This window comes from Arthrobacter sp. BL-252-APC-1A (assembly GCF_009696625.1).
Lineage (GTDB): Bacteria > Actinomycetota > Actinomycetes > Actinomycetales > Micrococcaceae > Arthrobacter_B.
This window is the reverse complement of record NZ_VULS01000009.1, coordinates 1-12921: the sequence shown is the minus strand read 5'-3', so window position 1 is coordinate 12921 and position 12921 is coordinate 1. Positions and strand designations below refer to the sequence as shown.

Below are 12921 nucleotides of genomic sequence, written 5' to 3'. Positions count from 1 at the left end.
GCCCCGCGGCGACTACTCGCTCGGGCGGGTGGTCTGCTCGGCGAGCGTGTCCCAGATGGAGGTATCGGTGCTTTCGATCGACCGGTCCGCGATGGCGCGGGCAGTCGCATCCAGGGTGGTGACGGTCTGCTTGATCAGATAGCCGTTGCTCTTCTGGCCCAGCACAGCGGAGGGGTTGGAATGGTCCGACATGCCGCGCATTTCGAACAGCAGGGTGGAAATGCCGTATTCGACGGCAATACCGTTTCGGCTGATCGTCTCGGCGGATCCGCCCACGTAGCGGCCCAGGTGGCCCCATCCGGTGGGGTCAATTGCGTTGAAGACCACGGCACCAAGCTGCTTGGAGCCTTCAACAACGTCGGGGGAGGCATTCGGGGTGGTGGGGTAGAGGATCGAACCGGAGACCAGCTGGCCGTCACGCTCGCTCTGCGTGCCCTGGTGGTGCAGGTCGATCATGTAGTCGATGTCGTAGGCACGCATCACGTTGTTGTGCAGGGCCTGGGTCTCGGGCTGGATCTTCGCGACGTGGTCACGGTTCAGGTCTGTGCCGGTGGCGTTGGCCCGGGTGAGCGTGCGGCCCTTCGCGATATAGCCGTCCAGCGGGAAGTCGACGTCGCCCATGGCCCCGTCCGGGTTGAGCATCGGGACGATCAGGATGTTGACGCCGTCGAGCACTCCCTTGGTCTTGCCGGTGCCCAGGTGCTTGACGAATTCGAGGGCGCCCTCGGTGGTGAGCTGCTCGTTGCCGTGCTGCTGCGTCAGGTACAGGATGGTGGGGTTGTTGGGGTTGCTGATGTACTTCGCCAGGTACAGATCCCGGCCCTTGACCGACTGCCCAATTACTTCCAGCTCCATTGCCGGCTGCTTGGCGTCCTGCTTCTTCAGCTCCGCCACCATCTCGTCATAGGTGTGCAGGATGGAGGTGTTGATGGTCTCGTTGCCGTTGTAGTTCGGACCCTCACCGACGGCGAATGCCGGGGCAGCTGCCGTGCCGGATGCCAGCAGCGCTGCGAGCGAAAGGGCAGCGGCAGTTTTGGAAAGTCCCATGTTGGATCTCCTGAGTGATGTGAGTGGTCCCAGCAGTGAAGACGACCGGTTCGGATGTGTCAATCAAAGGGACCGCACTGTGGCTTTTTAGGGGCCTGTCGTTTATAAGCGCAGGTCAGAGCCCTCTTTGCAGCTCCGCCGGTACGGCCGAATGTGAGCTCCGGCTCACAGGCGGTTAGGGTTGATTGATTCGTTCTGTGAAAGGCCAGTTATGCACGACCGTATCTCCCACCCCGGACTCTCCAATCTTGTGATGAGCGCCGAGCAGGCAGCATCGATGATCAAACCGGGAATGACGGTCGCGATGAGCGGCTTCACCGGAGCCGGCTACCCCAAGGCCGTGCCGCAGGCGCTGGCCGAACAGATCGAACAGGCACACACGCGCGGCGAGGATTTCCAGATCAAGGTGCTCACCGGCGCCTCCACCGCCCCGGAGCTCGACGGTGTCCTGGCCAAGGCCCGCGGCATGGAGCTGCGCCTGCCGTACCAGTCGGATCCCACGCTGCGGAAGCGGATCAACGACGGCGAACTCGAGTACATCGACATCCACCTTGGGCACGTGGCCCAATACGCCTGGTTTGGGTTCTACGGCCACATTGACCTCGCCGTAATCGAAGTAGTGGGCATCAACGAGGACGGCAGCCTGATCCCTTCCTCCTCGGTGGGAAACAACAAGACGTGGATCGAGCAGGCAGACAAGATCATCCTCGAGGTGAACCGGCAGCAGCCGGCAGCGATGGACGGCATGCATGACGTCTACTACGGCACCGCCCTGCCCCCGCACCGCAAACCGATCATGCTGGTCAACCCGGACGACCGGATCGGCGAACCCTACCTGCGGCTGGACCCGGAGAAGGTCATCGCCGTCGTCGAGACGGACGCCCCGGACCGGATGACCCCCTTCGCGGCACCGGATGAAACCTCACAGATGATCGCCGGGCACCTGCTGGACTTCTTCGAATCCGAAATCAAGGCCGGGCGCCTCACCGACAAGCTGCTGCCCCTGCAGTCCGGCGTCGGCAACATTGCCAACGCCGTGCTGGCCGGTCTCTCCGGCGCCGGCTACACCGGACTGACAGCGTTCACCGAGGTGATCCAGGACGGAATGCTGGAACTGATCCGCGACGGCGTGATCCGGGTGGCGTCGGCTACATCCTTCTCGCTCAGCCCGGCGGGGATCGAGGAGTTCAGCTCCAACATCGACTTCTACCGCAAGCGGATCATCCTGCGGACCCAGGAAATCTCCAACCATCCGGAGCTGATCCGCCGGCTGGGCTGCATCGCCATGAACGGCATGATCGAGGCGGACATCTACGGCAACGTGAACTCCACCCACGTGGGTGGCACGTCCATGATGAACGGTATCGGTGGTTCCGGCGACTTTGCCCGCAACGGGTTCCTCTCCGCGTTTATGTCCCCGAGCACGGCCAAGGGCGGAAAGATCTCCGGGATTGTGCCGATGGCCAGCCATGTGGACCACACCGAGCACGACACCATGCTCATCATCACCGAACGCGGCCTGGCGGACCTGCGCGGACTCTCGCCGAAGCAGCGGGCCCGGCTGATCATCGAGAAGTGCGCCCACCCGGACTTCCAGCCGCTGCTGCAGGACTACTTCGACCGGGCCAGCCGGGACTCGGTCGGCAAGCACACCCCGCACCTGCTCGATGAGTCGCTGGCCTTCCACCAGCGTTTCGTGGAGACCGGCACCAGCCTGCCAGAGGCCGCGCTCAGCTAGGGCTGCGCCGTCGTTTTCGTTTCGGGTGCCGCCGTTCTGCGTTCGGGCTCAGGTCCCGTGCGCGGTTTCCCACCCGCTGCGAAAGGTGCTGCCTGCGGAGGCCGCACCCTTCACAGCAGTAACGATGGCTGGGAATCCGTCCGGACTCAGCTCCCGCTTGGGGCCGGTTCCCGGTGGATCGGTTCGGCAGGGCGCGAGTCCCTCCGCATGGGGACATCCCTGCCAGTTTGGGACAATCCTGCCGTGGCGCCGCGCAGGAATGTCCCAAACCCGAAGGCATGTCCCCAAGTGCAGCGAAAGGGCCGGGGATCAGTGTCCCGAATCGCAGGAATGTCCCGAAGCGCAGGGGAATGCCGGTGGATGACTGCCCAAACCGGCGGAATGTCCCAAACTGGCGGAGACCGGCGCAGAGTGATTCCCGCCTTCACCGCACCGCCGGCACGACACCGCTGATTGCCGCAGCCCTGGTCATGCGCCACCTGGACAACGCCCGGGCAGAGTCCGCCTCAGGACTCCGGTGACCCGCCAGCCTGATCGGAAACCGGAGCAGGGTTGTCCACAAACTTCAGCCCGATTACGCAGCCGATGATCCCGGCCAGGAACAGGACCTTCAGCACACCGGGTTCCTCGGTGCCGGTGAACATGGCCCAGGCGACGGTAAGCACGGCGCCCAGCCCGGTCCAGACGGCATAGGCGGTGCTGATCGGAATGTGCTTCATGGCGTAGCCAAGGCCAGCCATGGACAGCGCTGCCGCCACCGCAAAGATGATCGACGGCGCGAGGACAGTGAACCCGTTGGAAGCCTCCAGCGCCGTGGCCCAGACAGCCTCAAGGACAGCGCTGAGCAGAAGAATGATCCAAGCCATGGCTATGCCACCAGCTTCAGGCCAACAACGCAGCCGACGATTCCCATCAGCAGCACCACCTTAATCACAGTGGCCTTCTCGCCGCCGAAGAGCATGGCATAACCCGCTGTGAGCACGGCACCGATCCCCACCCAGACGGCATAGGCCGTGCCAACCGGGATGCTGAGCATCGCCCAGGCAAGGCCGGCCATACTGGCCGCCAGCGCCACGGCAAACACAACGGTGGCAACGGGTTTCTTGAAGTTGTTCGACTTCCCCAGCGCTGTAGCCCATACGGCTTCAAGCATTCCGGAGGCAATGAGGACAACCCATGACATGGCTAGCTCCTTTGGCCAGTCTTGTCGCGTTCCGGGTACTGAACCGTCGTCCGGGGGCCGGAGAATTCACGGCCCTGCACCCCAAGGTAGCAAATTTGGAAATCCGGTGCCGCGGCCTGAGTCACGGCGGCGACGGGCAAAGGATAAGCACCTCCCCGCGGCGGGCCAAATCAGCCCGCCGCCCATCGGCGTCCGGATTCGGGCGGCGGCAATTCCAGTCCTCCCACGCCGATATCGTTAAGATGTGCCCGCCCAATATGGGCCTTAGGTGCTGTCCAGCCCCCTCCCACAGAGCCGGCCCAACAGCAGCCAAGACACTCATGCACATCCGTTATGTCCGCCTACCGGCGCGCGTCCGGTGTGCCGGAGCGGGGCACTGCGACGCCGGGATTTCGGCCCCGTCGTCTGGAACCTCAACGAAGCGGAGAAGCAATGCCCCACAAAATCATCCTGGACTGCGATCCCGGCCACGATGATGCGGTCGCCCTGCTGCTGGCACACGGCAGCCCGGAGATCGAGCTCCTGGCGGTTACCACCGTCGTCGGAAACCAGACTCTGGAGAAGGTAACCCGCAACGCGCTGGCGATTGCCCGTGTCGCAAATATCACAGGCGTTCCCTTCGCCGCCGGCTGCGACCGGCCCCTGGTGCGCACCATCGAAAACGCTCCGGACATCCACGGCGATTCCGGTATGGACGGGCCCGTCCTCCCCGAACCCACCGTGGAACTGGACAACCGCCACGCTGTGGACCTGATCATCGACACGGTCATGGCACACGAACCGGGCACCGTCACGCTGGTCCCGACCGGCGGGCTGACCAACATCGCCATGGCCGTGCGCAAGGAACCGCGCCTGGCTGAGCGGGTGAAGGAAGTCGTCCTGATGGGCGGCGGCTACCACGTGGGCAACTGGTCCGCGGTGGCCGAATTCAACATCAAGATCGATCCCGAAGCAGCGCACATCGTCTTCAACGAAAAGTGGCCGCTGACCATGGTCGGCCTGGACCTGACCCACCAGGCGCTGGCCACGGACGAAGTAGCTGACCGCATCGCCGCCGTCGGCACCAAGCCGGCCAAGTTCGTTGGCGAACTGCTCGAATTCTTCGGCCACACCTACAAGGACGCCCAGGGCTTCGACTTCCCGCCGGTGCACGATCCCTGTGCCGTCGCCTACGTCATTGACCCGTCCGTCATGACCACCCAGCGCGTGCCGCTGGACGTGGAGCTGACCGGTTCCCTCACCCTGGGCATGACCGTGGCTGACTTCCGGGCTCCTGCTCCCGAAGACTGCAACACCTCCGTTGCCATGGAGCTGGACCAGGACAAGTTCTGGGGCCTGGTTGTTGACGCCCTCGAGCGCATTGGCGAGGTGGACCTGTGAGCGCCTCAACCCAGCGCCGCGTCAATGTCGGCGCCCTCATGGCAGCCCTGCTGGCCGCCTGCGTGGCGTTCCAGCTCAACGCCTCCATGCTTTCCCCCGCCCTCGTCACCATCGAAGAGGAACTCAACACCACCTCTGCCGCCGTTGGCCTGACGCAGACCGCGTTCTTCACGGCCGCCGCACTGTTCTCCCTCTTCCTGCCCCGCCTCGGTGACATCATCGGCCGCAAGAAGGTCCTCGCCGGGATGCTCATCGTCCTGACCATCGGTTCCGTGGTGGCTGCCCTTGCCCCGAGCATCGAGGTCCTCTTTGTTGCACGCCTGATCCAGGGTGTCTCCGGACCCGTAGTTCCGCTGACCCTGATCATGCTGCGCGTGGAAATCCGCGACGCCAAGCTCTACGGCACCCTGATGGGTGTCATCACCGCAGTCAACGGCGGCATCGCCGGCATCGACGCCGTCGCCGGCGGGTACCTGGCACAGAACCACGGCTTCGCGTCCGTCTTCTGGGCAATGGCCGCCGTGGGCGCCCTCGCCACCGTCCTGCTGCTCTTCCTGGCACCGGAATCCACCGCCGAGAAGAAGGAAAAGATGGACTGGGTTGGCGTAGTGCCGCTGGTCATTTCCGTGGGCACCCTGCTCACTGCCTTCAACGAAGCCGGCAAGCTGGCGGACGCCAACTGGCCGCTGGTGGTCGGGCTTATCGTGGTGGCTGTTGTTGCGTTCGCCGTCTTCTGGAAGGTGGAGAACCGCACTGAACAGCCGCTGGTGGCCACCTACCTGCTCAAGCAGCGCTCCACCTGGGCCCTGCTGCTGACCACGCTGCTGACCATGACCGGCGTCTTCGCCGTTATGAACGGCATCATCCCGGCCCTGGCGCAGGACGGCGTGATCGGCTTCGGCATGGGCGCCGAGGAATCCGCCTGGTGGACCCTCACCCCGTACGCCCTCGCCGGCCTGATTGTCGGCCCCATCGCCGGCCGCCTGGCTGCAACCTGGGGCTACGGCAAGGTGCTGCGGATCGGCATGATCGGCTCCGTGATCGGACTGACCCTGGTGCTGCTGGTTGTTGGCAGCGATTCGAAGCTTGGCCTGCTGGGCGTCTCCCTGCTGATCGGCATCACCTACGCCGGCATTGGCAACATCATGCTCAACGGTCTGGGCATTGTGCTCTCGCCCAAGGAGAACCCCGGCTTCCTGCCGGGCCTGAACGCGGGCGCGTTCAACCTGGGTGCCGGCCTGAGCTTCGCCGTGATCTACGCGGTCAAGACGGCCACCACGCCGGCCGACGGCGGTGCCGGAGGCTACTACGGCGGTATCGTTGCCGGTCTGGTCATCCTGGTGCTGGCCCTTGCTGCCTCCTTCCTCATCCCCAAGCCGGTCGCCGCCGAGGTGTCAGCAGACGCACCGGCCGATCGCTGACACCCGCTCGTCCCCAAGGAGAATCCCCGCATGTCTGCAGGAAAAGTCGTAGTTGTAGGGTCGCTCAACGCAGACCTGACCGTCCGCACTGACCGTTTCCCCTCTCCGGGGGAGACCCTCAACGGGTCGGAACTGGTGATCGTCCCGGGCGGCAAGAGCGCCAACCAGGCCGCCGCCGCTGCGATTCTCGGAGCGGACGTTCGCCTGTTCGGTGCCGTGGGCGCCGACGGGAACGGGGATCTTCTGCTCGAGGCCGCTGCCGCCGCCGGAGTGGACGCATCCCGCGTGCTGCGCCGCACCGGCACCGCCACCGGCACGGCCATGATCGTTGTGGACGCTTCCGGCGAAAACACGATCATCGTTTCCCCCGGAGCCAACGGAACTGTCACCGGCGAGGAACTGCCGGCGGACCTGTTCGACGGCGCTGCCGTCCTTACCCTGAGCCTGGAGGTTCCGCTCGAAGCGGTCACCGCTGCGGCAAGGGCAGGGCACGACGCCGGAGCCCAGGTGCTGCTGAATCTCTCGCCTTACCGTGAGGTCCCGGCGGAGCTGCTGGAGCTGACCGATGTGCTGCTGCTGAATGCGCATGAGGCTGCGCTGGTGACGGGTCTGGCTGATCCGGCAGCGGACTGGGAAGCGGTCATCGCTGCCCTGGACGCCCTGGGCGTGCGCCGGACCATCATCACCCTGGGCGGGGACGGCGCCGTCGTACTGGATGGAACCGCCGCCGGTGACCAGCGTGTGGCCACCGTGGAACCTACCCGGGTTACTGCCGTGGACACAACGGGCTGCGGTGACGCCTTCACGGCTGCAACTGCCGCCCGCCTGGCCGCCGGCGAACCGCTGGCGGACGCCGCCCGGTTCGCTGCCCGCGCCGGGGCACTGGCTGCCACCCGCGAAGGTGCGCAGTCCTCCTACCCGGTCCTGCGGGACCTGCTGGAGCAGGACGCACCAGCCTAGGCCCAGCAGCGTCACAGGCATGAAGGAGGCCCCACACCAACCGGTGCGGGGCCTCCTTCATGCTCGGGGGAGCAGCTAGGGCCTTCGGTCCTTCTGGGCTGCTGTCCTTCGGCCGAACTGTTTCTTCACGGCTGCATCCACCTGGTCAGCCATTTGGTCTTCGTACTGTTCCTGCATGCTGTCCTGAACGTGCTCAGTCACGTGGGCGGTCAACTCGTCACGCGCGATCTTCCGCTGTGCCCGCATCAGGGTCTCGTGTTCCTGATGGAACGCCTTCGCGGTGGCAACGCACATCAGCAGAATCACCACGCTGAACGGAACGGCGGTGAGGATGGCCGCAGTCTGGATCGCTTCCAGGCCGTTGGCGAGCAGCAGTGCAATGGCCACTGCGGCGGCGGACAGGGCCCAGAAAATGCGGATCCAGTTCTTCGGTTCAACGTCGCCGCCGGTGGAGAGCATGCCCGTGACAAGGGCGCCGGAGTCAGCGGAGGTGATGAAGAAGATCGTGATCAGCAGTACCGCACCGATCGTCAGGGCTGTGCCGCCGGGCAGACCGCCCAGCATGCCGAAGAGCGAACCTTCGGTGTCCACGGAGCCGTCGGCGCCGACCAGGCCGCCGTTGCCGAAGAGCTCACGGTACATGGCAGTGCCGCCGAGGACAGAGAACCAGAGGAATCCGATGATGCTGGGAACGAGCAGGACGCCGGCAACGAACTGCCGGACGGTGCGTCCCTTGGAGACGCGGGCAATGAAGATGCCGACGAACGGTGCCCAGGAGATCCACCAGCCCCAGTAGAACGTGGTCCAGGCTGCCTGCCAGGCCTCACCTTCAGCACCGGAGAACGCCAGCGTGTTGAAGGTCAGGCCAATGACGTTCTGCAGGTAATTGCCGATCGACTGCACGAATTCGCGCAGCAGGAACAGGGTGGGGCCGGCGAACAGCACGAACATCAGCAGCAGGCCGGCCAGAGCCAGGTTGATGTTGGAGAGCCACTTCATGCCCTTGCCCACACCGGAAATCAGGGAGGCGATGGTGAGGGTGGTGATGCCCAGGATCAGCCCAACCTGTGTCATCTGCGTAGCCTGCATGATGTTGGCTTCTTCAAGCCCGGCGGAAATCTGCAGCACACCGAGGCCAAGTGACGTCGCCACACCGAAGAGGGTTCCCACCAGGGCGACGACGTCGATCAGGTTGCCCCAGCCGCCGGAGACGCGGCGCTTGCCCAGGAGGGGCTCCAGCGTCCAGCGGATTGAGATCGGACGGCCGCGGCGGTGGACCGCGTAGGCAATGGAGACGCCGACTACGACGTAGATCGCCCAGGCATGCAGTCCCCAGTGCAGATAGGTCTGGGTCAGTGCCTGCTGTGCCAGCTGGATTGGGGTGCCTTCAACACCCGGACGGGGTGCGGCGAAATGGTTCAGGGGTTCGGCGACGCCGAAGAACACCAGGCCAATGCCCATCCCAGCAGCGAAGAGCAGCGAGAACCAGGACCGTATCGAGAACTCCGGTTCGTCGTCATCCTTGCCCAGCTTGATGTCTCCGTAGCGGCTCAGCCCTATCCACAGGGCGAACACCACGAAAATGGCGATGGCGGCGACGTAGTACCAGCCGAACCAGCGGATGACGTTTGTCTGCACGGAGTTGAACATCTCCGTGGCCGTTCCGGGGAACGCGATGGCAAAGACTGCGAAGACCACGATGATGGTGGCAGCCGGCCAGAACACCCAGCGGGCGATTCCGTTGCCGGCCCGGACAGGGCCAGCAGGGGGTTCCCGGTCCACCTCAGCAGGTGGTTGGCTTCCCGTCATTTTCGCTTTGGTGTTTTCCTCGGTACCAGCGCCATGTGTGGCGGTCATTCCCAGTTTCTCCTCCTGCGCTCTATTCAAAGCGCTCAGACTTTTTCTGGCGGATGCTCTTGCTGCGGCGACTTACACCGTCTATAAGTCTACTGATTTACGGGCGCGCGGCCTCATCGGGGACAAAGCTGTCCCCGGGCGCCACTGGCGGCCGGCTCCGCGCCGATAGCGGCAGGACAGGCTATTGCCACCAACGGAGGGCACCCTGCAGGGGTTCCGGAACAGGGCCGAACGTCAGACTTCTCACTCCGGCTGGCAGCCGCCGGACACGCTGGAAGGTCCTAGACCCTGCGGTAGTGTCCAGGCCATTCGTCGGCCGGAATCCGGGTGATTTCCCGGACATCACCGATGGTTCCCCACTCATTCAGGCCCAGCCGGGACAGCGGGCGCAGCGCCTCGATGCGCGGGTGCGAGTCGCCGTCGAGCGTGTCCGTGCGGATGGCGGCCCGGGTGATTTCGCCGTAGACCACAAAGCAGTCACCCACCGGATGGATCTCATGCAGCCGGCATTCCAGGGCCACCGGAGAACCGGCCACTCTGGCCGGGCGCACGGTGGCGCTGGGCTCGCGGGCTATCCCGGCGGCGTCGAATTCGCTGACATCCGCCGCGAAACCCGTGCCGGTGGCGTTGACGGCTTCAAAGAGGTCCTCCGGGGTCAGGCTGATAACAAACTCGCCGGTTTCCCGGATGTTGCGCAGCGAGTCCTTCTCACCCACGGAGGTAAATGACACGACCGGCGGATTGACCGAGGCGATGGTGAAGAACGAGTGCGGAGCAAGGTTGTCCACACCGCTGGAGGAGACGGTGGACACCCAGGCGATGGGGCGCGGCACCACCACGGAAGTCAGCAGGCGGTAGAAGCTGCGGCCGCCCATTTCGGCGGGGTCGAAATCCGTTCTCATGCTGTTGAGCTTAGCCGGGCGCACACGGGGCCCGGGCACGGCCGGCCTGAGGGGATCATCGAATCGCCGGGCCGGCGTTCCCAAATGCCTGCCGGACTGGAATCGTGGAAGAGGGGTTTGTTGGCCGAACTAGACGAAACCAGGTGCAGCATGGAACTCGTTCCGGGAAACACCCTCATCACCGCTACGCCGGAGGAGGGCCGCAAACTGGCCCTGGAACTGGCGCTGCACAGTATCTACGCCATCCAGCCCGACGAGAAGGTCCTTAGGGCGGGCCGTGACGTGTATACGACGGACCCCGAGGAGCTGATTGCGTCCTCGCACGTAGTGGCCATCGAGTTCGCCACTATTGCTGCTGCCAACAACTACTGGCGCTGACGCTACCGGCGGTGATGCACCTCCTGCAGCCCGTACACCGGCGTCGGCACTCCTTCCATCCGCGCCTTGAGCTGCAGGGCCAGGAAGATCGAGTAGCGCCGGCTCTGGTGCAGGTTGCCGCCGTGGATCCAGAGGTTGTCTACGTTGGTGGGCTTCCACATGTTCCGCAGTTCGCCCTCCCACGGTCCCGGGTCCTTGGTAGTTCCCGAACCGTAGCCCCAGCATTTGCCCACCTGGTCGGCGACTTCCGGTGAGATTAGGTCCGCGAGCCAGTTGTTCATGGATCCGTAGCCGGTGGCGTAGATGATGACGTCCGCGTCCAGCTCCGTGCCGTCGTCGAGCACTGCACCGTTGCCGGTGAGCTTGGAAACCTGGCCCTGCTTCAGCTTCACCCGTCCGTCGATGATGAGCTGGGAAGCACCAACGTCGATGTAGTAGCCGGACCCGCGGCGGAGGTACTTCAGGAACAGGCCGGAACCGTCTTCACCGAAGTCCAGGCTGAACCCGGCGTCGCGGAGCTGGTCGTAGAAATCGGCGTCGTGTTCGGCGATTCTCTCGTAGATGGGGATTTGGGCGTCGGGCAGAATCCGGTAGGGGAGGGACGCGAAGAGCATGTCCGCTTTCTCGGTGGTGGTGCCGGCGGCCAGGGCGCGTTCGGAGTAGAGGTCGCCCAGCGCGTATTCCATCAGGGAGTCGCTGCGGACAATATGGGTGGAGGAACGCTGGAGCATGGTCACGTCCGCGCCGTGTTCCCAGAGATCCGCAGCGATGTCATGGGCAGAGTTGTTCGACCCGATGATTAGGGCCTTCTTCCCGGTCTGGTCACCGCCGCCGGGGTATTTGGACGAGTGGTACTGCTCGCCGAGGAACGCATTGGCACCTTCGAACTCCGGGACGTTGGGGTAGCCGGAGACACCGAGTGCGAAGACGAGCTGCTGCGGGTGCAGCGTGATGTCCTCCCCACCGCGGCGGACGCGCAGTTCCCAGGTGCCGGCGTCGTCGTCGTACCGCGCGCCCAGGCACTCGGTGCCTGACCAGTAGTCCAGCTCCATGAGCGCTGTGTAGTGCTCCAGCCAGTCGCCGATTTTGTCCTTCGGTGCGAAAACCGGCCAGTCATCGGGGAACTTCAGGTAGGGCAGATGGTCGTACCAGACCGGGTCATGAAGGGCGAGGGACTTGTACCGTTTGCGCCAGGAGTCGCCGGCGTTCTCATTCCGCTCGATCACGATCGTGGGAACGTTCAGCCGCCGCAGCCGTGCCGCGAGCCCAATGCCGCCCTGACCGCCGCCGACGATTACGCAGTACGGCTGCTCCTCGTAGCCCAGCCGGCTCTGGTGTTCCTGCTTCTGCTCGAGCCAGGATTTCCGCCCGCGTTCAACGGTGTGTTCCACACCCTTGGGCCGGTTGGTGCCCTTGGCTTCTTCGAAACCCTTCAGTTCCTGCATGGTGGTCAGCAGCGTCCACGCCTTCCCGTCCCGCAGGCGCAGATGGCCCCATCCCCGGGAAGCAGCCGTTTCGAAGCTGAGCCAGCCCTCGGTCACCCCGTCTGCCTCGGTTGGCTGCTCGGTGAGCTGCCAGTTGGCGGGCTGGACGTCATCGAGGACCGTATCCAGCATGTCCGAGATTTCCCGGCGGCCCTCCAACGTTTTCAGGTTCCAGGTGAAGGACACGAAGTCCCGCCAGAGCCCGTCTTCTTCGAACAGTTCCGCGGCGGCCGTGGTGTTCCTGCCGGTCAGCGCAGTGTTGAAGGCGTCCAGCCAGTTTTCGACGCCGGTCTCCAGTGCAGAATCAGCCATCTCCACTCCTTTGTGGTTGCGTTTTGGAGGTTCCAGTAAACGCCGCGGTGCCGCAGATAGGTAGGGGTCCGAACGGAATCTGCTCCGCCTTCCCACATCGGCCGAGAGGCCAGTTACGGCTGTTTTGAGGGGGGTGAAGTCATATGGTCGTTGCAACGCTCTGATTGATGGAGTGTTTGATGGTCAAGGTATTTCCCGCCCGCGTGCGGGCTGATTTCGTGGATTTGGTGTGCTCGGGGGTCCCTCTTGGCGAGGCGGC

11 protein-coding genes and 1 riboswitch are annotated in these 12921 nt (G+C 64.5%); of the genes, 5 read left to right on the top strand and 6 right to left on the bottom strand.

Annotation, left to right across the window (positions count from 1 at the left end; translation table 11 throughout):
• Positions 1-12: 12 nt before the first annotated feature.
• The gene (locus tag FYJ28_RS13325) at positions 13-1047 is read right to left on the bottom strand and encodes a M14 family zinc carboxypeptidase (protein ID WP_154579619.1); all 1035 of its coding nucleotides are present in this window, start codon (positions 1045-1047) and stop codon (positions 13-15) included.
• A gap of 211 nt (positions 1048-1258) precedes the next feature.
• On the opposite strand from FYJ28_RS13325, the gene FYJ28_RS13320 reads away from it, so the two are divergent.
• The gene (locus FYJ28_RS13320; protein WP_154579618.1) at positions 1259-2785 is read left to right on the top strand and encodes an acetyl-CoA hydrolase/transferase family protein; all 1527 of its coding nucleotides are present in this window, start codon (positions 1259-1261) and stop codon (positions 2783-2785) included.
• A gap of 506 nt (positions 2786-3291) precedes the next feature.
• Here FYJ28_RS13320 and FYJ28_RS13315 read toward each other — a convergent pair.
• On the bottom strand, positions 3292-3651 hold the full coding sequence (locus FYJ28_RS13315) for a DMT family transporter (protein WP_154579617.1): 360 nt from the start codon (positions 3649-3651) through the stop codon (positions 3292-3294).
• Positions 3652-3653: 2 nt separating this feature from the next.
• Positions 3654-3968: a DMT family transporter gene (locus FYJ28_RS13310; protein WP_082413648.1), complete on the bottom strand. Its 315-nt coding sequence runs from the start codon at positions 3966-3968 to the stop codon at positions 3654-3656.
• 10 nt (positions 3969-3978) lie between these two features.
• Positions 3979-4046, bottom strand: a riboswitch (guanidine-III (ykkC-III) riboswitch).
• 354 nt (positions 4047-4400) lie between these two features.
• Between FYJ28_RS13310 and uriH the strand changes: the two genes are divergently transcribed.
• The 3 genes from uriH to FYJ28_RS13295 are packed head-to-tail and all read left to right on the top strand — an operon-like array spanning position 4401 to position 7729.
• Positions 4401-5348 carry a uridine-preferring nucleoside hydrolase UriH gene (gene uriH / locus FYJ28_RS13305; protein WP_154579616.1) on the top strand — a complete coding sequence of 316 codons (948 nt, stop codon included), beginning with the start codon at positions 4401-4403 and terminating at the stop codon, positions 5346-5348.
• On the top strand, positions 5345-6769 hold the full coding sequence (uriT, locus tag FYJ28_RS13300) for a uridine transporter UriT (protein ID WP_442778588.1): 1425 nt from the start codon (positions 5345-5347) through the stop codon (positions 6767-6769). The genes uriH and uriT overlap by 4 nt, the downstream gene beginning before the upstream one ends.
• Before the next feature lie 30 nt (positions 6770-6799).
• Positions 6800-7729, top strand: coding sequence for a ribokinase (locus tag FYJ28_RS13295; protein ID WP_154579615.1), 930 nt, complete (start codon positions 6800-6802; stop codon positions 7727-7729).
• A 75-nt stretch (positions 7730-7804) separates the two neighbouring features.
• Here FYJ28_RS13295 and FYJ28_RS13290 read toward each other — a convergent pair whose 3' ends face one another.
• Together FYJ28_RS13290 and FYJ28_RS13285 are read right to left on the bottom strand one after the other, a co-directional pair.
• On the bottom strand, positions 7805-9586 hold the full coding sequence (locus FYJ28_RS13290) for a BCCT family transporter (RefSeq protein WP_229780464.1): 1782 nt from the start codon (positions 9584-9586) through the stop codon (positions 7805-7807).
• A gap of 281 nt (positions 9587-9867) precedes the next feature.
• Positions 9868-10488: a flavin reductase family protein gene (locus tag FYJ28_RS13285; RefSeq protein WP_154579614.1), complete on the bottom strand. Its 621-nt coding sequence runs from the start codon at positions 10486-10488 to the stop codon at positions 9868-9870.
• 150 nt (positions 10489-10638) lie between these two features.
• On the opposite strand from FYJ28_RS13285, the gene FYJ28_RS13280 reads away from it, so the two are divergent.
• Positions 10639-10866, top strand: a complete 228-nt coding sequence (locus FYJ28_RS13280) for a hexameric tyrosine-coordinated heme protein (RefSeq protein WP_055242646.1) — start codon at positions 10639-10641, stop codon at positions 10864-10866.
• A 2-nt stretch (positions 10867-10868) separates the two neighbouring features.
• Here FYJ28_RS13280 and FYJ28_RS13275 read toward each other — a convergent pair whose 3' ends face one another.
• On the bottom strand, positions 10869-12662 hold the full coding sequence (locus FYJ28_RS13275) for an NAD(P)/FAD-dependent oxidoreductase (RefSeq protein WP_154579613.1): 1794 nt from the start codon (positions 12660-12662) through the stop codon (positions 10869-10871).
• Between the last annotated feature and the right edge of the window lie 259 nt (positions 12663-12921).

Excerpts from the sequence above, each read along its gene's own strand:
- FYJ28_RS13315 (WP_154579617.1), bottom strand. The coding sequence starts at position 3,651 with ATGGCTTGGATCATTCTTCTGCTCAGCGCTGTCCTTGAGGCTGTCTGG.
- FYJ28_RS13320 (WP_154579618.1), top strand. The coding sequence starts at position 1,259 with ATGCACGACCGTATCTCCCACCCCGGACTCTCCAATCTTGTGATGAGC.
- FYJ28_RS13290 (WP_229780464.1), bottom strand. The coding sequence starts at position 9,586 with ATGACCGCCACACATGGCGCTGGTACCGAGGAAAACACCAAAGCGAAA.
- FYJ28_RS13310 (WP_082413648.1), bottom strand. The coding sequence starts at position 3,968 with ATGTCATGGGTTGTCCTCATTGCCTCCGGAATGCTTGAAGCCGTATGG.
- FYJ28_RS13280 (WP_055242646.1), top strand. The coding sequence starts at position 10,639 with ATGGAACTCGTTCCGGGAAACACCCTCATCACCGCTACGCCGGAGGAG.
- FYJ28_RS13275 (WP_154579613.1), bottom strand. The coding sequence starts at position 12,662 with ATGGCTGATTCTGCACTGGAGACCGGCGTCGAAAACTGGCTGGACGCC.
- FYJ28_RS13285 (WP_154579614.1), bottom strand. The coding sequence starts at position 10,488 with ATGAGAACGGATTTCGACCCCGCCGAAATGGGCGGCCGCAGCTTCTAC.
- FYJ28_RS13325 (WP_154579619.1), bottom strand. The coding sequence starts at position 1,047 with ATGGGACTTTCCAAAACTGCCGCTGCCCTTTCGCTCGCAGCGCTGCTG.
- FYJ28_RS13295 (WP_154579615.1), top strand. The coding sequence starts at position 6,800 with ATGTCTGCAGGAAAAGTCGTAGTTGTAGGGTCGCTCAACGCAGACCTG.
- uriH (WP_154579616.1), top strand. The coding sequence starts at position 4,401 with ATGCCCCACAAAATCATCCTGGACTGCGATCCCGGCCACGATGATGCG.